Consider the following 21,857-nt stretch of genomic DNA (forward strand, 5'->3'; position numbering starts at 1 on the left):
AAATCAAAAAAAGTTATAAAAAACTATTGCTAAAGGAATAATATCATGATATATTATTAGAAGTCGCAACGACGACAACAAATATCGAAAAAACATTTTAAAATAAACGTTGACATAACATTTACAAAATGGTAAGATATAAAAGTTGTCACTTAAACGGCGCAATGAACCTTGAAAACTGAACAAGCAACGTTAATGAAACAAGCTTCTTAAATGAAGCAAACAATAGATTCCAACTTCTAACGAAGTTGGATCGCTAGCAAAGCAAATGAGCTTTCAAACTACTTTTATGGAGAGTTTGATCCTGGCTCAGGACGAACGCTGGCGGCGTGCCTAATACATGCAAGTCGAGCGGAAATTTTATTGGTGCTTGCACCTTTAAAATTTTAGCGGCGGACGGGTGAGTAACACGTGGGTAACCTACCTTATAGATTGGGATAACTCCGGGAAACCGGGGCTAATACCGAATAATACTTTTTAACACATGTTTGAAAGTTGAAAGACGGCATCTCGCTGTCACTATAAGATGGACCCGCGGCGCATTAGCTAGTTGGTGAGGTAACGGCTCACCAAGGCAACGATGCGTAGCCGACCTGAGAGGGTGATCGGCCACACTGGGACTGAGACACGGCCCAGACTCCTACGGGAGGCAGCAGTAGGGAATCTTCCACAATGGACGAAAGTCTGATGGAGCAACGCCGCGTGAGTGAAGAAGGATTTCGGTTCGTAAAACTCTGTTGCAAGGGAAGAACAAGTAGCGTAGTAACTGGCGCTACCTTGACGGTACCTTGTTAGAAAGCCACGGCTAACTACGTGCCAGCAGCCGCGGTAATACGTAGGTGGCAAGCGTTGTCCGGAATTATTGGGCGTAAAGCGCGCGCAGGTGGTTCCTTAAGTCTGATGTGAAAGCCCCCGGCTCAACCGGGGAGGGTCATTGGAAACTGGGGAACTTGAGTGCAGAAGAGGATAGTGGAATTCCAAGTGTAGCGGTGAAATGCGTAGAGATTTGGAGGAACACCAGTGGCGAAGGCGACTGTCTGGTCTGTAACTGACACTGAGGCGCGAAAGCGTGGGGAGCAAACAGGATTAGATACCCTGGTAGTCCACGCCGTAAACGATGAGTGCTAAGTGTTGGGGGGTTTCCGCCCCTCAGTGCTGCAGCTAACGCATTAAGCACTCCGCCTGGGGAGTACGGTCGCAAGACTGAAACTCAAAGGAATTGACGGGGGCCCGCACAAGCGGTGGAGCATGTGGTTTAATTCGAAGCAACGCGAAGAACCTTACCAGGTCTTGACATCCCGGTGACCACTATGGAGACATAGTTTCCCCTTCGGGGGCAACGGTGACAGGTGGTGCATGGTTGTCGTCAGCTCGTGTCGTGAGATGTTGGGTTAAGTCCCGCAACGAGCGCAACCCTTATTCTTAGTTGCCATCATTCAGTTGGGCACTCTAAGGAGACTGCCGGTGATAAACCGGAGGAAGGTGGGGATGACGTCAAATCATCATGCCCCTTATGACCTGGGCTACACACGTGCTACAATGGACGGTACAAACGGTTGCCAACCCGCGAGGGGGAGCTAATCCGATAAAACCGTTCTCAGTTCGGATTGTAGGCTGCAACTCGCCTACATGAAGCCGGAATCGCTAGTAATCGCGGATCAGCATGCCGCGGTGAATACGTTCCCGGGCCTTGTACACACCGCCCGTCACACCACGAGAGTTTGTAACACCCGAAGTCGGTGAGGTAACCTTTATGGAGCCAGCCGCCGAAGGTGGGATAGATGATTGGGGTGAAGTCGTAACAAGGTAGCCGTATCGGAAGGTGCGGCTGGATCACCTCCTTTCTAAGGATTTTTCGGAATCATTCCCTTGGGGAATGAAACATTAACGGTTGCTGTTCAGTTTTGAAGGTTCATTCTTAATTGAATGAAACACTTCAAAACCTTTGTTCTTTGAAAACTGGATAAAACGACATTGAAAGCAATAAATCAAATTTCTATTTTATAGATTTTTAAACAAGTCAAGCAATTGACGTGTAAACTAAATCTTGGATTTTATCCAAGTGTTAACTTTTGGTTAAGTTAATAAGGGCGCACGGTGGATGCCTTGGCACTAGGAGTCGATGAAGGACGGCACTAACACCGATATGCCTCGGGGAGCTGTAAGTAAGCTTTGATCCGGGGATTTCCGAATGGGGGAACCCACTATCTTTAATCGGATAGTATCTTCACGTGAATTCATAGCGTGTTGAAGACAGACGCAGAGAACTGAAACATCTAAGTACCTGCAGGAACAGAAAGAAAATTCGATTCCCTGAGTAGCGGCGAGCGAAACGGGAAGAGCCCAAACCAAAGAGCTTGCTCTTTGGGGTTGTAGGACACTCTATACGGAGTTACAAAAGAATGAATTAGACGAAGCGACTTGGAAAGGTCCGCGAAACGAGGTAAAAGCCCTGTAGTCAAAAGTTCATTCCCTCCAGAGTGTATCCTGAGTACGGCGGAACACGTGAAATTCCGTCGGAATCCGGGAGGACCATCTCCCAAGGCTAAATACTACCTAGTGACCGATAGTGAACCAGTACCGTGAGGGAAAGGTGAAAAGCACCCCGGAAGGGGAGTGAAATAGATCCTGAAACCGTGTGCCTACAAGTAGTTAGAGCCCGTTAATGGGTGATAGCGTGCCTTTTGTAGAATGAACCGGCGAGTTACGATTACGTGCGAGGTTAAGTTGAGAAGACGGAGCCGCAGCGAAAGCGAGTCTGAATAGGGCGAATTAGTACGTGGTCGTAGACCCGAAACCAGGTGATCTACCCATGTCCAGGGTGAAGGTGAGGTAACACTCACTGGAGGCCCGAACCCACGCACGTTGAAAAGTGCGGGGATGAGGTGTGGGTAGCGGAGAAATTCCAATCGAACCTGGAGATAGCTGGTTCTCTCCGAAATAGCTTTAGGGCTAGCCTCGTGATTGAGAATACCGGAGGTAGAGCACTGTTTGGACTAGGGGGGCATCTCGCTTTACCGAATTCAGACAAACTCCGAATGCCGGATATTTATACACGGGAGTCAGACTGCGAGTGATAAGATCCGTAGTCAAGAGGGAAACAGCCCAGACCACCAGCTAAGGTCCCCAAGTAATCGTTAAGTGGAAAAGGATGTGGCGTTGCTTAGACAACCAGGATGTTGGCTTAGAAGCAGCCATCATTTAAAGAGTGCGTAATAGCTCACTGGTCGAGTGACGCTGCGCCGAAAATGTATCGGGGCTAAACGATTCACCGAAGCTGTGGATGCATACTTTGAGTATGCGTGGTAGGAGAGCGTTCTAACAGCGTTGAAGTCAGACCGGAAGGACTGGTGGAGCGGTTAGAAGTGAGAATGCCGGTATGAGTAGCGAAACATGGGTGAGAATCCCATGCACCGTATGACTAAGGTTTCCTGAGGAAGGCTCGTCCGCTCAGGGTTAGTCGGGACCTAAGCCGAGGCCGATAGGCGTAGGCGATGGACAACAGGTTGATATTCCTGTACCACCTCCTCACCGTTTGAGAAATGGGGGGACGCAGTAGGATAGGGTAAGCACGCCGTTGGTTGCGCGTGTTCAAGCAGTAAGGCGTGTATGTAGGCAAATCCGCATACTATAACGTTGAGCTGTGATGACGAGCTCGTATGAGCGAAGTTCCTGATTTCACACTGCCAAGAAAAGCCTCTATCGAGGTGAGAGGTGCCCGTACCGCAAACCGACACAGGTAGTCGAGGAGAGAATCCTAAGGTGTGCGAGAGAACTCTCGTTAAGGAACTCGGCAAAATGACCCCGTAACTTCGGGAGAAGGGGTGCTTCTTTGGGTGCATAGCCTAGAGAAGCCGCAGTGAATAGGCCCAGGCGACTGTTTAGCAAAAACACAGGTCTCTGCAAAACCGTAAGGTGACGTATAGGGGCTGACGCCTGCCCGGTGCTGGAAGGTTAAGAGGAGCGGTTAGCGCAAGCGAAGCTGTGAATTGAAGCCCCAGTAAACGGCGGCCGTAACTATAACGGTCCTAAGGTAGCGAAATTCCTTGTCGGGTAAGTTCCGACCCGCACGAAAGGCGTAACGATCTGGGCACTGTCTCAACGAGAGACTCGGTGAAATTATAGTACCTGTGAAGATGCAGGTTACCCGCGACAGGACGGAAAGACCCCGTGGAGCTTTACTGTAGCCTGATATTGAATTTTGGTACAACTTGTACAGGATAGGTAGGAGCCAGAGATCTCGGAGCGCCAGCTTCGAAGGAGGCGTCGGTGGGATACTACCCTGGTTGTATTGAACTTCTAACCCATGCCCCTTAGCGGGGTAGGAGACAGTGTCAGGCGGACAGTTTGACTGGGGCGGTCGCCTCCTAAAGAGTAACGGAGGCGCCCAAAGGTTCCCTCAGAATGGTTGGAAATCATTCGTAGAGTGTAAAGGCATAAGGGAGCTTGACTGCGAGACCTACAAGTCGAGCAGGGTCGAAAGACGGGCTTAGTGATCCGGTGGTTCCGCATGGAAGGGCCATCGCTCAACGGATAAAAGCTACCCCGGGGATAACAGGCTTATCTCCCCCAAGAGTCCACATCGACGGGGAGGTTTGGCACCTCGATGTCGGCTCATCGCATCCTGGGGCTGTAGTCGGTCCCAAGGGTTGGGCTGTTCGCCCATTAAAGCGGTACGCGAGCTGGGTTCAGAACGTCGTGAGACAGTTCGGTCCCTATCCGTCGTGGGCGTAGGAAATTTGAGAGGAGCTGTCCTTAGTACGAGAGGACCGGGATGGACATACCGCTGGTGTACCAGTTGTCTTGCCAAAGGCATCGCTGGGTAGCTATGTATGGACGGGATAAGTGCTGAAAGCATCTAAGCATGAAGCCCCCCTCAAGATGAGATTTCCCATTACGCAAGTAAGTAAGACCCCTGAAAGACGATCAGGTAGATAGGTTCGAGGTGGAAGTGCGGCGACGCATGCAGCTGACGAATACTAATCGGTCGAGGACTTAACCACATTTTATTGCACAAATTCAATGAAACGTTTATCCAGTTTTGAAAGAATGAAAATTCTTTTACATAGGCTTTTTAAAGCCCACTATAGTGAAGTGATGATGGCAAAGAGGTCACACCCGTTCCCATACCGAACACGGAAGTTAAGCTCTTTAGCGCCGATGGTAGTTGGGGGCTTCCCCCTGTGAGAGTAGGACGTCGCTTCGCACATGTAAAACCCACTGAGAAATCAGTGGGTTTTTTGTTTGTTTACATTTATAGTTTGTTCAAGAAACGTGGGCAGAGTTTGTTGTGTAAGGACAATTACAACGAGATAAGAGAGCAAGTTTTAATAATTGAACTTTGAGAAAACAAATGTCTGGAAGCAGCGACGAATGCAGATAGCGATAGTAGTGATAATAATAGTAGTTCAATTAACAGCTTATAAGTAAGCAATATCGGACCTAAAACTAGCTAACAGATCAGCGTTAGCTAGTTTTTCATTTCTAATGCCAATGGTGGTCTGAAAGTTGGATGAGCCTTATAATAGAAGGACAATGAAAATGAGGTGAACGTGGTGAACAATGATCGACCAATCGTTCAAGCATTGAAAAAGTTTGTTGCGGATGAACCGCAATCTTTTCATGTGCCTGGACATAAAAATGGGTTGCTGTCGAATTTGCCAAATGAAATTAAACAGGCATTAAAATATGATGTAACCGAACTGACAGGACTGGATGATTTCCATCATCCGGAAGAAGCCATTTTGCAGGCAGAACAGCTTCTCGCAGCTACATATGGAGCAAGTCGTAGTTTCTTTTTAGTGAATGGTTCAACAGTCGGAAACTTGGCAATGATCTATGCAACATGTGAAAAAGGAGATACAGTACTTGTTCAAAGAAATGCACATAAATCTATTTTTCATGCATTGGAACTTGTAGGAGCGAATCCTGTATATGTTTCGCCAAAGTGGGATATAAAGAGTCAGACAGCGGGTTGTATCGATCTGGAGATATTAGAGCAAGCGGTAGCGAGCTATCCCGATGCAAAAGCCGCCATTTTTACGTATCCGACTTATTACGGGGTGACAGCAAATGATTTAGCAGAACAAATTAAATTATGCCATGCATATAAGATTCCTGTTCTGGTTGATGAGGCACATGGGGCACATTTAGCCGTATCGGAGGAACTGCCTGCTTCGGCATTGGAGCTAGGTGCAGATATTGTTGTCCAGTCTGCGCATAAGACACTGCCCGCTATGACAATGGCTTCCTTTTTACATATGAAATCCTCGTTGGTAAGTGAGCAGAAAGTAAACCGTTATTTACGTATGTTACAATCGAGTAGTCCATCATATTTATTATTAGCTTCCCTTGATGATGCAAGAAGCTATGTGGCGAATTATAAGGAAGCCGATTATGCGTATCTTATGGAGAAGCGCCGGCAATTTATTGAATCTTTGGCAATGGCAACGGATTTACAGGTTGTTGAAGTGAATGATTCATTAAAACTATTAGTCCGTGCTCCGGGCTATACAGGATTTCAATTAAAAGAAGCAATGGAAAAATTGCATATATTTGTAGAGTTGGCAGATGCAAAACAAGTGCTTTTAATTTTACCGCTATTAAAGCAGGGAGACTCTTATTCACTTAAGGATTTATGTAACCGTATGAAAGAGGTATATAAACATTTAAAACACTTCCCAAGCATTGAGAATATAAACGAAGCCGAAAGCTTTGAAACGATAGCGATTACACAACCTGAGTATAGCTTTGAAGAAATAGAGAAGGCAGAGAATGAATGGCTTCCCTACATGCAAGCTATCGGGCGAATCGCAGCAACAACAATTATTCCATACCCACCTGGAATTCCATTACTCGTACAAGGTGAAAAAATTACAAAAGCACATATTAATCAGTTGGAGGAGTTACTGGCGATCGGGGCAATGTTCCAGGGAGATCACCGATTACAGGAAAAATTAATACAAGTCATAATATAGATGCAGGGAGAATATAAAAATGCAAAGGAATTTATTTATTACGTTTGAAGGCGGGGAAGGTGCCGGAAAAACGAGTGTATTAAAAGCAATCGGGGAGCGTTTAAAAGAAAAGCGTATTGAAGCATTACTGACACGTGAACCCGGCGGAATCGAAATCGCCGAAAAAATCCGGGCGGTTATTTTAGACCCCGCACATACAGAAATGCATGAGCGGACAGAGGCATTATTATATGCTGCAGCACGGGCACAGCATTTCTATGAAAAAATTGTGCCTGCATTGGAAAAAGGAAAGCATGTATTATGCGATCGGTTTATTGACTCGTCATTGGCATATCAGGGCTATGCACGGGAAATCGGAGTCGATGATGTACTTGCCATTAATGAATTTGCGATAGGAAAGCGACTTCCGGATGTAACAATTTTCTTCAATATTGCACCTGAAAAGGGATTAGCACGTATTCATGCGACGCGCAGCGATGAAATTAACCGATTGGATGCTGAAGGATTGGCATTTCATAAAAAGGTATATGAAGGATACGAGGAAGCGATGAGACGATATCCTGAGCGCTACAAAATAGTGAACGCCGACCAGCCTATCGAAATGGTAATCGAAGAAGTATGGGGGATTTTAAATCCGCTATTAGGGTAAAAGTAAATGAAGTGTACCTTTTATTTATGATATAATAGAGGAACCAATTCAATGAAGGGGTGAGTACGGATGAAGTTAGTAGTAGCAGTAGTGCAAGATCAAGATAGCAACCGCTTATCGAATGCATTAACAAAAAACAACTATCGTGCGACAAAATTAGCGAGTACAGGTGGGTTTTTACGATCGGGGAATACAACATTTTTAATAGGTACGGATGATTCTTTAATTCCAAAGCTATTAGATATTATTCGTGAAAACTGCCGATCACGTGAGCAAATGGTTGCTCCTGTATCTCCAATGGGGGGTAACGCAGATTCATACATCCCGTACCCTGTTGAAGTTGAAGTTGGAGGAGCGATTGTATTTGTATTACCAATCGAACAATTCCATCATTTTTAATTTCTTTCAGCAGTCTGAAAGAAATTGAAGCCCCATTCGGTATTGGTAAATTCGTGCAGTAAATATTATTGAGCGTATAAAACCGAGTTCGGTAGTAAGTATAGTGGGGCGTTATTTTTTGGAGGAGAATGGTAAATGAAGATTAATCAAGATCTCCGCACAAATTTGAATGCGAATCGCAATGATTTGCGTCCGACAAATCAAAACGGAAATCGCTTTGGTGACATGATTGTAAAGCAAGAGTCGAAAATGCAGTCAGAGCAGCTCACAAGATTAATGGGTGATATTTCTACAGCGGGAGACCGAGTAGCACGATCGCGGAATCTACGTGAATTAGCACGCTTTAAAATGCTTGTGAAACGTTTTCTACAAGAAACAGTAGATTATGGGCTTGAGACGAAGCAATCACATACATGGAACCGTTTTGGAGAAGGACGCCGTTTAAAAATTGTCGAAACAATTGATGAACGTCTTGTCGAATTGGCAGAAGATATTTTAAATGAAGAAAAAGAGTCTATTGAGCTATTGGCGAAAATTGGCGAGATTAAGGGACTTTTAATAAATCTGTATATGTAAAAAATGCCCGTGTCTTTGTTGAGCACTAGACACGGGCATTTTTCCAAGCAGAAAATATATTGTTTGAATTGTACATAGGGGCATTCAAATAAATAGAAGCAGGAAATGAAAAAGGTGAGGGAATTGACACGAACTATTGAAGAGCTTACGAAACTGCAACCTGTAGTGATGAAGCAACTGCAAACAATTGTAGATAAAAATCGTTTAGCACATGCCTATATATTCGAAGGTGAAAAAGGTACGGGTAAACGAGATGTCGTCTCTTTTTTTATGAAACTTCTTCTTTGCGGAAATTTGTCAGAAAATGTTCCATGTGAAACATGTCGAAATTGCAGACGAGTTGATTCGGGAAATCATCCGAATATTTGGCAAGTAGAACCTGATGGACAATTTATAAAAATTGATCAAATAAGAGATTTAGTTGCTGAAATGAAGATGACAGGTGTAGAGGAAGGGAAAAAAATTTATGTGCTTCATCATGCAGATAAATTAAATATTGCTTCTGCTAATATGCTTTTAAAGTTTTTGGAAGAACCGGACGGACAGGTCGTGGCGATTTTATTAACCGAGCAAATCCAATCTATCATTCCGACGATTCGTTCTCGTTGTCAGCATATTAAATTTGCTAAAGCACCTCGTACTATGCTGATGGATCAGCTGGTGGAACAGGGTATTACAAATTCAATGGCATCGACAACAAGCATGGTGACAAACGATCTTGAAACAGCTATTGCACTTGCAAATGATGAGCAATTTGTACTTGCACGAAAAACAGTGTTAAAATTAGTAGAGATTGTTCATCAAAATGTTCATGAAGCATTATTATATATTCATGAAGAATGGCTTCCACTCTTCAAAGAAAAAGAAGATATGGAGCTAGCACTGGATTTGCTGCTTTTTGCGTACCGTGATATTGTAGCGATTAAAGCGAATCAGCAAGCAAAGTGCACGTATCCTGATATGTATCAACGATTTAATGAAATGGCACTCGTATTGACATATGAAAAGCTGTCACGCCAAATGCAGTCTATTTTGCAGGCCCGCACAAATTTAAATCGTAATATGAATCGTACGTTATTGATGGAACAGCTTATGCTGAATCTTCAGGAGGGGTATACATTTGTATAATGTAGTCGGAGTTCGCTTTAAAAAAGCGGGTAAAATATATTATTTTGATCCAGCCGCTTATATTTTGGAAGTTGGCGAATATGTAATTGTAGAAACTGCGCGGGGAATTGAATATGGCAAAGTCGTTGTACCAATGCGACAAGTCGGGGAGAATGACGTTGTTTTACCATTAAAACAAGTAGTTCGTCCAGCAGATGAACGTGACCGTTTCCAGGTAGAAGAAAATACTATTGAGTCAAAACGTGCCTTTGAGTTAGCGAATACGAAAATTGTTGAGCATTCGCTGGATATGAAGCTCGTTGACGTTGAATATACATTTGATCGCAATAAAATTATTTTTTATTTTACAGCAGAAGGACGTGTAGATTTCCGGGAATTAGTTAAGGATTTAGCTAGTGTATTCCGTACGCGTATCGAGCTGCGTCAAATTGGTGTTCGCGATGAAGCGAAACTGCTTGGCGGAATTGGTCCATGTGGAAGAATGCTTTGCTGTTCGACATTTTTAGGTGATTTTGAGCCTGTGTCGATTAAAATGGCAAAGGACCAGAATTTATCGCTGAATCCAACAAAAATCTCCGGATTATGCGGACGTTTGATGTGTTGTCTAAAATACGAAAATGATGATTATGAAATTGCAAAAGAAGGTATGCCGGACATCGGTGATTTATCAATGACACCAGAAGGCGAAGGCAAAGTCGTCGGATTAAATGTATTAGAGCGACTCATTCAAGTATATTTGACGAAGCAGGAGCGTATGGTTGAATATACGCTTGAAGAGCTTATGCATTATGAGAAAAATCTGATATAGATAGAAATTAATGGGGTGGCTTGAGTGAAGGACCGTAATTTTTTGGATACTGTTATGGAGTTCGAACAACAGCTTGAATCAATGCAACAGCAATTTAGCGCACTTAAGCAATTTGTTGCGCATATGATGGAGGAGCATCAGACGCTTCAAACAGAAAACCTTCACCTACGTACGCGCTTAGAAGAACTATTAGCGAATGAAGCAACTGCAAGTAAACGAGTAGTAGAAGAGCTGAAAAAAGAACCAGTAGATATTGGTGAAGGGTACGATAATTTAGCAAGGCTTTATAATGAAGGCTTCCACGTATGTCACGTACATTTTGGAAGCTCACGTAAAGGTGAAGATTGTTTGTTCTGTCTATCATTTTTAAATAAACAAAATGGTTAAAAACAAAAGGCTGAATCTGCTAAAGTAGATATCAGTCTTTTGTTTAGAAAAGACTGATTAAAATAGCAGTTAAGTGGAGGATTTAATAGTGGAACAATGGTTGAAGGATGATGAGCGATTAGATTATTTACTGGCGGAAGATTTACGGATTATTCAAAGCCCGTCCGTCTTTTCGTTCTCATTGGATGCAGTATTACTTGCGCGATTTGTACAAGTTCCGAAAAACAAAGGACATATTATTGATCTATGTTCAGGCAATGGGGTAATCCCGCTATTTTTGAGTGCGCGGACAAATGCAAAGATTACAGGTGTGGAATTGCAGCCGCGGTTGCATGATATGGCAACGCGCAGTATTGCATACAATAACTTGGCACAACAGATCGACATGCAGCTTGGAGATGTGAAAGATGCACCTGGATTACTTGGTATTGAAAAATATGATGTTGTCACATGTAACCCTCCTTATTTTTTGGCACATGAATTAAGTGAAAAAAATACGAGTGAACATTATGCGATTGCCAGACATGAGCTTTATTTAACGCTTGATGAAGCAGTTGAAGCAACAAGCCGTCTATTAAAACAGGGCGGAAAGGCGGCTTTTGTACACAGACCAGGCAGACTTTTGGATATTGTAAGTGCGATGCGGGCAAATCGGCTGGAACCAAAGCGTATTCAGTTTGTCTATCCGAAACGCGGGAAAGAAGCGAATACATTATTGATTGAAGCAATTAAAGACGGCAAACCGGATTTGAAAGTATTGCCGCCCTTATACGTATATGAGGATAATAATGAATATACGGCAGAAGTGAGGGCACTTTTATATGGAGAAGGAAACTAAACATTACTTTTATGTGTTAGAGTGCAGTGATGCATCATTATATGCAGGCTATACGAACAATTTAGAGAAGCGAATTGCAGCACATAATGCAGGTAAAGGGGCAAAATATACAAGAGCACGCGGACCGGTAACGTGCATTTATTATGAAACATTTGAAACAAAGCAGCAGGCAATGTCCGCTGAATATGCATTTAAACAATTAAAACGTCCCCAAAAAATAAACTATATAAGGAGTGCTACAGATGAACTCACAAAAAAGTAGCCAGCACGAACAAGGAAGTTGCCTCTACTTAGTAGCGACACCAATTGGCAATTTGGAAGACATGACGATGCGTGCACTGCGTATTTTAAAAGAAGTCGATATTATTGCTGCAGAAGATACGCGCAATACGAAAAAGCTATGTAATTATTTCGATATTCAAACACCGCTCATTAGTTATCATGAACATAATATTGAAGTAGGCGGGGAGAAATTGCTTGGCTATTTACAAGAAGGGAAGTCCATCGCATTAGTAAGTGATGCAGGTTTACCTTGTATTTCGGATCCTGGAGCAGATATTGTCGTAAAAGCAATTGCAGAAGGATTTGCTGTCGTACCAATCCCTGGAGCCAATGCCGCTTTAACCGCTTTGATTGCATCCGGTCTATCTCCACAGCCGTTTTATTTCTTCGGATTTTTAAAACGAAATAAAAAGGAACGCAGAGAACAGTTGGAAAAATTGTCGAAACGGGATGAAACACTGATCTTTTATGAAGCGCCACATCGTCTGAAGGAAACATTAAAAGACTTGCAGCTCGTATTAGGTGACCGTAAAATTACACTGGCAAGGGAATTAACGAAGAAATTTGAAGAGTTTTTGCGAGGTACTATAGAAGAAGCGATTGTTTGGGCAAATGAAAATGAAATTCGCGGTGAGTTCTGTATCGTGCTGGAAGGCAATACCTCGGGTGAGATCGAAGAAGAAGAAGCTTATTGGACGTCAATGTCACTGGAAGAACATGTTACTTATATAATAGAAGAAACTCAATTATCTTCAAAAGAAGCCATTAAAGAAGTGGCCAAATTACGCAATTTGCCAAAACGTGATGTTTATCAGGCATACCATCAGTAAAAAAGCGTTGAAAAGTCAACATACTTTTCAACGCTTTTTATATTTGGTAAAATAATACTTTGTATTACTTAATTTAGTGAACGCGTAACCGCTTCAGTTGCTTAAGTAAGTGGTATTATTTTTTTAAGTTTTCTTGAATTTCCTTCATTAATGCTTCTGCACCTTCTGAAGATAAGATTAATTTACCGCCTACTAAACGCATGTTTTCATCAGAAACTTCACCAGTTACTGCACATGTCATGTTAGGCATATATTTTTTTAAGATGATTTTGTCGTCATCCACATAAATTTCTAAAGCGTCTTTCTCAGCAATACCTAATGTACGGCGTAATTCGATTGGAATAACTACACGTCCTAATTCGTCTACTTTACGTACAATACCTGTTGATTTCATATTAATATTTCCTCCTATATAAAAAAAATTATTTTAAATTCGTCAAAATTCGACATTCATCTTGATCTAGTTAAAATCATACCAACTAATACCATAAACGTCAATAATTTAGCATTCATATTTCCTTCATTTAAGAAACTTTTTTGTCATATTTGTACTTTTTAAGGAAATTATAAAAAAAACTTACCATTGAATATTTCGAATAGTCGGAAAGATTTAATCAATTACCAATATTTAGTTTAGATTATTCGACAAAGATGAAATCCAATAAACTTTCATTGAAACAATTTTCGTACTTCGTTAGAATAAGACTTATACTTAACAAACAAATGGAGGCACTTTCGTGAGTGAACAACAAACATTCTATATAACAACCCCAATTTATTACCCGAGTGGAAAGTTCCATATCGGTACTGCATATACGACGGTTGCATCTGATGCAATAGCGCGATATAAGCGTCTAAAAGGATTTGATGTCCGCTTTTTAACAGGCATGGATGAGCACGGACAAAAAATTCAGGAAAAAGCCCAGGAAGCTAATATGCATCCGCAAGATTATGTAAATGAAATTGCTGAAGGTGCCAAGAAATTATGGAATACTATGGATATTTCCTATAATGACTTTATTCAAACCACTGAATCGCGTCATAAAGATTCTGTAGAGAAAATTTTCCAGAAATTCTTGGACAACGGTGACATTTACAAAGGCGAGTATGAAGGACTTTATTGTGTACCTTGTGAGTCTTATTATACTGAGACGCAATTAGTCGATGGAAAGTGCCCGGATTGTGGGCGAGATGTGCAAAAAGTAAAGGAAGAGTCATATTTCTTTAATATGAAGAAATATTCGGACCGACTGCTTGCTTATTATGAAAATAATTTAGAGTTTATCGAGCCGGAATCTCGCAAAAATGAAATGATTAATAACTTCATTAAACCGGGTCTGGAAGATTTATCTGTTTCCCGTACATCATTTGACTGGGGAATAAAAGTACCAGGGAATCCGAAACATGTTATTTATGTATGGGTAGATGCATTATCGAATTATATTACTTCTTTAGGATACGGTTCCGATAATGAAGAGTTATTCAATAAATATTGGCCGGCAGATGTCCATGTAGTAGGGAAAGATATTGTTCGTTTCCATACAATTTATTGGCCGATTTTCTTAATGGCGTTGGACTTACCATTACCAAAGAAAATTTTTGCACACGGTTTCATAATGATGAAAGATGGAAAAATGTCGAAATCTAAAGGTAATGTTGTGTATCCCGAAATGTTAATCGAGCGATACGGTTTGGATGCAACACGTTATTTCCTATTGCGTGAACTGCCATTTGGTCAAGATGGCGTATTTTCACCTGAATCATTCGTCGAGCGTACAAACTTCGATTTGGCAAACGATTTAGGAAACCTTTTAAACAGAACAGTTTCCATGATGAACAAGTATTTCGATGGGGTAATTCCTACTGAAAACTTGGAAGCGACACAATTTGATGCAGCATTAAAAGAACATGCTGAGAATGTACGTGTTAGATATGAAGAAAGTATGGAAAAAATGCAGTTTAGTGTCGTACTTTCTGAATTATGGTCTTTAGTTTCACGTACGAATAAATATATTGATGAAACTTCTCCTTGGGTATTGGCGAAAGAGGAATCCGACAAAAATAAACTTGCTGCTGTTATGAACAATTTGGCAGAAAGCTTACGTCATATTGCAGTTATGATTCAGCCATTCATGACAAATGCCCCAAAACAAATTATTGAACAATTAGGTCTTGATGAAAAATCATTACAATGGGACACAATTGAAACATTCGGTAATGTTATTCCGAAAAACATAAAAGTTGCTGAAAAAGGAACACCGATCTTCCCGCGTCTTGATACAGAAGTGGAAGTAGCTTACATTCGTGAACAAATGCAAAGCTCTGTAAAAACAATACAGGAAGAAGAAACGACAACAGTAGAAGCACCGGATACAGAAGAAATTACAATTGATGATTTCATGAAAGTAGATTTGCGTGTTGCAACAGTATTGGCATGTGAACCAGTAGCAAAAGCCAAGAAATTATTAAAGCTGCAGGTTGATTTAGGTTATGAACAACGTCAAGTTGTATCAGGTATTGCCGAGCATTACAAACCGGAAGAACTTATCGGTAAAAAGGTAGTAGTCGTGGCCAATTTAAAACCTGTTACATTACGCGGCGAATTATCTCAAGGGATGATTTTAGCAGGCTCACATGATGGAATTTTAACGCTGGCTACTGTTGACCCGAAATTAGCCAATGGTGCACAAGTGAAGTAAATTGAAAAGAGTCTGTTGGACCGTAAAAGTTCAGCAGACTTTTTCATTATTTTACCAACAATAAAAAAATAAAACTATTCAAATATAATTTATATATGGTTTAAAAAGGATGTTGAGTGGTTTTTTGGGACTTACCATCCCAATTTTTACCGCTTACACAATAATTAAAATGTATTTTGTAACCTATATGTAATAATACTGAAAACTAAGAAATATGATCTATGAGTACAATACACGATAGGAGAAATGAATATGAGCACATTTATAGATACACATGTCCATTTAAACGCAGATCAGTATGATGAAGATTTACAGGAAGTAATTGACCGTGCTATTGAAGCCAACGTTGAAAAGATGGTTGTCATCGGCTTTGACAAAAAAACGATAGAGCGCGCGATGCAACTGATAGAGGATTATGATTTTATTTACGCAGTAATCGGTTGGCACCCTGTAGATGCAGTTGATTGTACAGATGAGTTTTTAAACTGGATCGAACAGCTTGCACAGCACCCTAAAGTTGTCGGAATCGGTGAGACTGGATTGGATTATTACTGGGATAAATCCCCGAAAGATATTCAAAAGTATTGGTTCCGTAAGCAGATACAATTAGCAAAAAAACTCGAATTACCAATTATTATTCATAATCGCGATGCAACAGGAGATGTCGTTCAGATTTTAAAAGAAGAAGATGCGGCTGCTGTAGGCGGGATTATGCATTGTTTCGGCGGTAGTGTTGAAACAGCTCGCGAGTGCATAAACATGAATTTCATGATTAGTCTTGGAGGACCGGTAACATTTAAAAATGCACGTCAGCCAAAAGAAGTCGCGGCAGAAATTCCGCTGGAGCATTTGCTTATAGAAACAGATGCGCCGTATTTAGCACCACATCCATTTCGAGGAAAACGAAATGAACCGGCATTCGTTACATTGGTGGCAGAAGAGATTGCTCGCCTGAAGGAATTGCCTGTGGAAGAAGTAGCTAATAAAACAACGGAAAATGCAAAACGCTTTTTTAAAATTCAATGATGAAAACTTCAAAATAACGATAGAAATCCATTAAGGATTTTTACGTTTGGATTGTTTTTCAAAGTGAAAAAGCTTCAGGATGATAAGTCGCCTCCAATACTAGTTGCAGTACGAGTTCAGACAAAATGCCCAATTTTTGATAAATTCTTTTTTATTGACAGTAGGAAAACTAGTACGTATAATCCAACTTTGTATTAAGGAGGCGTTATTTTCATGTCAAATCAATCCATGAAAAGCCAGTTCTTAGGATCATTGAGGAGTAAGCAAACAGGGGTCCGAATTCTTTCAGTAGTCCTGTTTGTATCTGTAATTGCATTTGTTCTATACCATGGAACAAAAACTCCCGTTATGTTAACAGCTGACGGAGAGACCACAAAAATTTATACACACGCAACTACGGTTGATGAGCTACTTACAGCTCAAAATATAGATTATACAAAATATGATAAAGTATCACCCTCACTGAGTACCAGTATTGATAGTGGAATGTCAATAGAATGGGAACAGGCAAAAGAAGTAGTAATTTCAGTTGATGGAAATCAGTCTAAAGTTTGGACAACTGAAAATGTAGTGAAGAACATTTTGGAAGAAGCAAATATTGAAGTAACAGAGCATGATCTTGTATCGCAAAGCTTAGATACAGAAGTAGGAGCCGATAACAAAATCGATATTCAAAAAGCGTTTCAGTTAACGCTTGTCGATGGCAAAAAAGAGAGACAAGTATGGTCCACTTCGACTACGGTCGCTAACTTTTTAAAACAACAAGAGGTTCAATTAGGTGAATCGGATCGTGTCGAGAAAGGTTTGGAGGAAGTTATCACTCCAAATGATAAAATCGCAGTTGTTCGCGTAGAAAAGGTTACCGATGTAGTGGAAGAATCAGTAGATTTCGCAATTGAAAAGAAAAATGATTCTTCTTTATTAAAGGGCAAAGAAAAGGTTGTTTCAGAAGGTAAAAAAGGTAAAGTAGAGCGTACATACTCTATCGTTAAAGAGAATGGTAAAGTCGTTTCGAAAAAGCTTGCTTCTGAAAAAGTAATTAAAGAACCAAAGGCAAAAGTTGTATCTGTAGGGACAAAAGTTGTCACTGCTAATGTTTCCCGATCTAGTGAACCAAAAAGCTCAGGGAAAGAGTTCTACGTAACTGCAACAGCATACACACCAAATTGTGCAGGCTGCTCGGGTATTTCGGCAGCAGGTCTTAACCTGCGCGCAAATCCGGATATGAAGGTCATTGCAGTTGACCCTAAAGTAATTCCATTAGGAACAAAAGTATGGGTTGAAGGCTACGGAAATGCTGTAGCTGCCGATACAGGCGGTGCGATAAAAGGTAAAAAAATCGATGTTTTAGTACCGACAACGTCCAAAGCAAAAAACTGGGGGCGTAAAAAAGTACGTATTAAAGTACTGAACTAAATGTTATTTCCATGCGTAATCGGAATGTGGATGAACCTGTAAGAAGCTATCGATTCGCTAAAGGAAAAATGAAATCAGCCTATAAACATACATCGTGTGACAAAGGCTGACCGACCCGCATTTCGTGAAGAAAAAATCTGATTGCAATTATGCCAGGGTATAATTGTTTATTCAGTTGTATTATATAAATCAACAATCCAAAATGTATATGGCTTTCTCGCTTTTTGACTGATGGCGAGGGAGCTTTTTTCATTGTGAAGGAAATATAGATTTTAGCATTGGGTATAACTTTGTAAGAAAGTTTTGTCCCCGTCTAGGCTAAAGCGCTAGCTCCACGCACCATTAGGTCCCTCGTGCAAAAATGGTGAAGCGTTTACTTTTGCACGAGGGACCTCCAATGTCTGTCGGAGCTAAACGGGCGCTTGAGCACTTTTGTTCTTGAAGTTAGCACAGCGGTAACAAAGTGCAATCTATGGTAAAATAGCGAAAGACTAAGTTAGAAATGAGGAACGTTTCTTGGATATACAAGAGATTATTGTTGTTGAAGGAAAAGATGATACAACAGCGATTAAGCGTGCGACAGGAGCAGATACTATTGAAACAAACGGTTCTGCTATCTCAGATGAAGTACTGCGCCGTATTGCACATGCCCAGAAAAAGAGAGGCGTCATTGTATTTACGGACCCTGATTATCCTGGCCGCCGTATTCGCGCGATTATTGAAGAGCGGATACCAGGTGTGAAGCATGCGTTTTTAGCAAAGGCGAAAACAATCGCCAAAAACGGCAAAGGTTTAGGGATTGAACACGCAAACGATGAGGATATCCGTGAAGCATTAAGCAATGTTTATACATTGGCGGATTCACAAATCGAAGAAAAAATTACACTGGAAGATTTAATGACAGCTAAACTGATAGGACACCCGCAATCAAAAAAACGCAGGGACCAGTTAGGTGAAATTTTAAATATAGGGATGACAAATGGTAAACAGCTTCATAAACGATTAATGATGTTTCAAATAACAATCGAGCAGTTTGCAGAGGCAATTTCGCAATTAGATCAGGAGGATACGCATGCATAAAGATATTGCTACACCGGTACGTACAAAAGAAATTTTAGAAAAATACGGATTTTCATTTAAAAAGAGTTTAGGGCAAAACTTTTTAATCGACCCGAATATTTTACGTAATATTGTCAGTCACGCTAATTTAACGGAAAATAGTGGTGCGATTGAAGTTGGACCTGGAATAGGCGCCTTGACGGAACATTTGGCGCGCGAGGCAAAAAAGGTTGTATCTTTTGAAATCGATCAGCGCCTTTTACCTGTGCTGGAGGATACACTGAGCCCTTATGACAATGTAAAGATTGTCCATTCGGATATTTTAAAAGCGGATGTTGCAAAAGTGATTGAAGAAGAGATGCCAGGAATAGAAGATATTATGGTTGTGGCTAACTTACCTTACTATGTAACAACACCGATCTTAATGAAGCTTTTAAATGATCGTTTGCCAATTCGCGGTTATGTCGTGATGATGCAGAAGGAAGTAGCAGACCGTATTACCGCAAAACCGGGTACGAAAGCATATGGCTCTTTATCAATTGCGATTCAGTATTATGTAACAGCGGAAATAGCGATGGTTGTACCGAAAACGGTATTCATGCCACAGCCAAATGTAGATTCGGCGGTAATTCGCCTGATCAGACATGAAAACCCTCCGGTGAAAGTAATTGATGAGGACTTCCTATTTGAAGTATCACGCGCCTCTTTTGCACAGCGCCGCAAAACAATTTTAAATAATTTACAAAACGGGCTTGTAAATGGAAAGCAAAATAAAGAGCTTATCCTTCAAGCGTTGGACGAAGCCGGAATTGAGCCGTCACGTCGTGGCGAAACATTGTCAATTCAAGAGTTCGGCAAATTAGCGGATTGCCTATATCCTCACTTTTGTGTACGACAATAAATTGAATTTACCGTTAAAAAATTTTAAGAAATCTTAAGAAAAAAGTTGACGACTTTGAATCACGGTGATAAAATATTATATTTTATTGACATTTTAACTACATCATGGTACACTATTTTATAGTGAGGTGTATGCAAAAATGCCAAAAACGTTAGCAGACATTAAAAAATCATTGGATAGTCATTTGGGTAAACGTTTGCAATTAAAAGCAAATGGTGGTCGCAAGAAAACAATTGAATGCGAAGGCGTCTTGAGTGACACTTACCATGCAGTGTTCGTTATTGAACTAAAGCAGGAAGATAATGCGTGCAAGCGCGTATCTTACAGTTACACAGATATACTTACCGAAGCAGTAGAGATTACTTTTTTAGATGATGCTGTAGCTACCATCAAATAGTTTTTCTAGTACTTATTTTAATATTTTTAAAAAAGCGCTCATTAAAAGTGAGTGTTTTTTTCTTTTTTGCACATGCTAAAAGCGTCAACGAAAAGGAGGTTTTTTGCATGGCAAGACAAAAAATCATGTCGAGTCGTCTAAAGGAAGAGATTGCAAAAGAACTTGGATTTTACGACGTAGTTCAACGTGAGGGTTGGGGCGGAATTAAAGCCCGTGATGCAGGAAACATGGTAAGACGTGCGGTTGAAATGGCTCAGGAAAACTTGGCTAAACAATCGCAGAACAACCAAAAATAAGTTGACACAAAGATGGCACCATCGTAGGTTCTCGCTTACGGTGGTGTTATTTTGATTGCAGGAAAGTCATTTACCTTATACTTGGATTGTCTCGCTACTGAATTGTCCCGCATGTATTTGTTAACGATAATTTGCAAAGAAAAGTGAATGTTTTCGTGCATAATACAAGGCTTTCGTATGGTAAAATAGGGGCAATAGAATTTTAATCGCGTATTACATATTATGCGTGCCTTATACAGTAGGAGGAGTTTTCAATGTTATACGTAAAAGCACCCGCAAAAATTAACTTAACACTTGATGTGCTTTATAAACGTCCGGATCAATATCATGAAGTGGAAATGATTATGACAACGGTCGACCTGGCCGATCGAATTGGACTGGAATCACGAGCAGACGGCCAAATTAAAATTGTTTCGACAGATAATTTTGTTCCGGATGATCAGCGGAATTTTGCTTACCAGGCAGCAGAGCTTTTGAAAAATACATACGGTATTAAAGAAGGCGTAACAATTTCAATTGAGAAGCAAATCCCCATAGCTGCGGGTCTGGCGGGTGGAAGCAGCGATGCAGCGGCTACATTGCGCGGTTTAAATGAGCTTTGGGATCTGAATTTAACGTTGGACGAGCTTGCGGTGCATGGAGCGAAAATCGGTTCTGACGTATCATTCTGTGTATATGGCGGTACAGCTTTGGCAACAGGGCGCGGAGAAAAGATTAAAGAACTATCTGCACCTCCAACTTGCTGGGTCGTTTTAGCCAAGCCGAAAATTGGCGTATCGACAGCGGATGTATATGGCGGACTAAATATTGAAGGTTTACAACATCCAAACACGAAAGAAATGATTAAAGCGATTGAGACGGATGATTATGAGCTAATGTGCAATTCACTTGGAAATGTTTTGGAAACTGTAACATTTAAGCTTCATCCGGAAGTTATAACAATTAAAGAACAGATGCAGCGTTTTGGTGCCGACGCGGTACTAATGAGCGGCAGCGGTCCGACAGTTTTCGGGCTGGTGGAAAATGAAGCACGTGTCAGCCGAATTTATAATGGATTACGTGGTTTTTGTGAGGAAGTTTATGTAGTACGTATGTTAGGGGAACGAAATCCACTTGCATAAATACGTATAATTATGGTAATTTGACTATTAAATATTCGTATTTTAATAATTAATGTTTAGGAGAGGGT

General features: G+C 41.1%; 19 protein-coding genes and 3 rRNA genes. 21 read left to right on the plus strand and 1 reads right to left on the minus strand.

Translation table 11 applies throughout. The annotated features are described in order from the left end of the window. Positions 1–286: 286 nt before the first annotated feature. The 13 genes from MKX73_RS07205 to rsmI all read left to right on the plus strand — a co-directional run bounded on the left by MKX73_RS07205 (position 287) and on the right by rsmI (position 12,874). A 16S ribosomal RNA gene (locus MKX73_RS07205) occupies positions 287–1,844 on the plus strand. A 230-nt stretch (positions 1,845–2,074) separates the two neighbouring features. Then, a 23S ribosomal RNA gene (locus MKX73_RS07210) occupies positions 2,075–5,003 on the plus strand. An 87-nt stretch (positions 5,004–5,090) separates the two neighbouring features. Next, positions 5,091–5,206 (plus strand): 5S ribosomal RNA (gene rrf, locus MKX73_RS07215). The 16S, 23S and 5S rRNA genes sit together here, the layout of an rRNA operon. Before the next feature lie 349 nt (positions 5,207–5,555). Then, entirely contained in the window at positions 5,556–6,977 is a 1,422-nt protein-coding gene (locus MKX73_RS07220) for an aminotransferase class I/II-fold pyridoxal phosphate-dependent enzyme (RefSeq protein WP_340716872.1), read from the plus strand. A 19-nt stretch (positions 6,978–6,996) separates the two neighbouring features. Continuing rightward, positions 6,997–7,626 (plus strand): dTMP kinase, encoded by a 630-nt coding sequence (gene tmk, locus MKX73_RS07225; RefSeq protein WP_340716873.1) that lies wholly within the window; start codon positions 6,997–6,999, stop codon positions 7,624–7,626. A 69-nt stretch (positions 7,627–7,695) separates the two neighbouring features. Beyond that, complete coding sequence (locus tag MKX73_RS07230) at positions 7,696–8,025, plus strand: cyclic-di-AMP receptor (RefSeq protein WP_079523149.1); 330 nt, start codon at positions 7,696–7,698, stop codon at positions 8,023–8,025. A 135-nt stretch (positions 8,026–8,160) separates the two neighbouring features. Continuing rightward, positions 8,161–8,601 carry a YaaR family protein gene (locus MKX73_RS07235; RefSeq protein WP_340716874.1) on the plus strand — a complete coding sequence of 147 codons (441 nt, stop codon included), beginning with the start codon at positions 8,161–8,163 and terminating at the stop codon, positions 8,599–8,601. Between the two features lie 105 nt (positions 8,602–8,706). Then, positions 8,707–9,729 (plus strand): DNA polymerase III subunit delta', encoded by a 1,023-nt coding sequence (gene holB, locus MKX73_RS07240; RefSeq protein WP_445783307.1) that lies wholly within the window; start codon positions 8,707–8,709, stop codon positions 9,727–9,729. Next, complete coding sequence (locus tag MKX73_RS07245; RefSeq protein ID WP_340716876.1) at positions 9,722–10,537, plus strand: PSP1 domain-containing protein; 816 nt, start codon at positions 9,722–9,724, stop codon at positions 10,535–10,537. Before holB ends, MKX73_RS07245 begins: the two co-directional genes overlap by 8 nt. Before the next feature lie 24 nt (positions 10,538–10,561). Beyond that, complete coding sequence (gene yabA, locus MKX73_RS07250) at positions 10,562–10,924, plus strand: DNA replication initiation control protein YabA (protein ID WP_339174646.1); 363 nt, start codon at positions 10,562–10,564, stop codon at positions 10,922–10,924. Positions 10,925–11,012: 88 nt separating this feature from the next. After that, on the plus strand, positions 11,013–11,762 hold the full coding sequence (locus MKX73_RS07255) for a tRNA1(Val) (adenine(37)-N6)-methyltransferase (protein ID WP_340716877.1): 750 nt from the start codon (positions 11,013–11,015) through the stop codon (positions 11,760–11,762). Next, on the plus strand, positions 11,746–12,024 hold the full coding sequence (locus tag MKX73_RS07260) for a GIY-YIG nuclease family protein (protein WP_340716878.1): 279 nt from the start codon (positions 11,746–11,748) through the stop codon (positions 12,022–12,024). Before MKX73_RS07255 ends, MKX73_RS07260 begins: the two co-directional genes overlap by 17 nt. Continuing rightward, a complete protein-coding gene (rsmI, locus tag MKX73_RS07265; protein WP_340716879.1) occupies positions 12,005–12,874 on the plus strand; it encodes a 16S rRNA (cytidine(1402)-2'-O)-methyltransferase in 870 nt (289 codons plus the stop codon). Before MKX73_RS07260 ends, rsmI begins: the two co-directional genes overlap by 20 nt. A gap of 115 nt (positions 12,875–12,989) precedes the next feature. On the opposite strand, the gene MKX73_RS07270 is transcribed toward rsmI, so the two are convergent. Beyond that, a complete protein-coding gene (locus MKX73_RS07270) occupies positions 12,990–13,268 on the minus strand; it encodes an AbrB/MazE/SpoVT family DNA-binding domain-containing protein (RefSeq protein ID WP_008408305.1) in 279 nt (92 codons plus the stop codon). 343 nt (positions 13,269–13,611) lie between these two features. Between MKX73_RS07270 and metG the strand changes: the two genes are divergently transcribed. From metG to ispE, 8 genes are all read left to right on the plus strand, one after another. After that, positions 13,612–15,573, plus strand: a complete 1,962-nt coding sequence (metG, locus tag MKX73_RS07275) for a methionine--tRNA ligase (protein WP_340716880.1) — start codon at positions 13,612–13,614, stop codon at positions 15,571–15,573. A 252-nt stretch (positions 15,574–15,825) separates the two neighbouring features. Next, positions 15,826–16,599 (plus strand): TatD family hydrolase, encoded by a 774-nt coding sequence (locus MKX73_RS07280; protein WP_340716881.1) that lies wholly within the window; start codon positions 15,826–15,828, stop codon positions 16,597–16,599. 213 nt (positions 16,600–16,812) lie between these two features. Then, positions 16,813–18,015 carry a ubiquitin-like domain-containing protein gene (locus tag MKX73_RS07285; RefSeq protein WP_340716882.1) on the plus strand — a complete coding sequence of 401 codons (1,203 nt, stop codon included), beginning with the start codon at positions 16,813–16,815 and terminating at the stop codon, positions 18,013–18,015. Positions 18,016–18,531: 516 nt separating this feature from the next. Further along, positions 18,532–19,095 carry a ribonuclease M5 gene (gene rnmV / locus MKX73_RS07290; protein ID WP_039967429.1) on the plus strand — a complete coding sequence of 188 codons (564 nt, stop codon included), beginning with the start codon at positions 18,532–18,534 and terminating at the stop codon, positions 19,093–19,095. Further along, positions 19,088–19,975 carry a 16S rRNA (adenine(1518)-N(6)/adenine(1519)-N(6))-dimethyltransferase RsmA gene (gene rsmA / locus MKX73_RS07295; protein ID WP_340716883.1) on the plus strand — a complete coding sequence of 296 codons (888 nt, stop codon included), beginning with the start codon at positions 19,088–19,090 and terminating at the stop codon, positions 19,973–19,975. Before rnmV ends, rsmA begins: the two co-directional genes overlap by 8 nt. A 139-nt stretch (positions 19,976–20,114) precedes the next feature. Continuing rightward, positions 20,115–20,372: a biofilm formation stimulator Veg gene (veg, locus tag MKX73_RS07300; RefSeq protein WP_008408296.1), complete on the plus strand. Its 258-nt coding sequence runs from the start codon at positions 20,115–20,117 to the stop codon at positions 20,370–20,372. Between the two features lie 107 nt (positions 20,373–20,479). After that, positions 20,480–20,668, plus strand: a complete 189-nt coding sequence (locus MKX73_RS07305; RefSeq protein ID WP_008408295.1) for a small, acid-soluble spore protein, alpha/beta type — start codon at positions 20,480–20,482, stop codon at positions 20,666–20,668. A 254-nt stretch (positions 20,669–20,922) separates the two neighbouring features. Then, complete coding sequence (ispE, locus tag MKX73_RS07310) at positions 20,923–21,789, plus strand: 4-(cytidine 5'-diphospho)-2-C-methyl-D-erythritol kinase (RefSeq protein WP_340716884.1); 867 nt, start codon at positions 20,923–20,925, stop codon at positions 21,787–21,789. Positions 21,790–21,857: the final 68 nt, after the last annotated feature.

The sequence above is a fragment of the Solibacillus sp. FSL W7-1436 genome (genome assembly GCF_038007305.1).
Classification (GTDB): domain Bacteria; phylum Bacillota; class Bacilli; order Bacillales_A; family Planococcaceae; genus Solibacillus.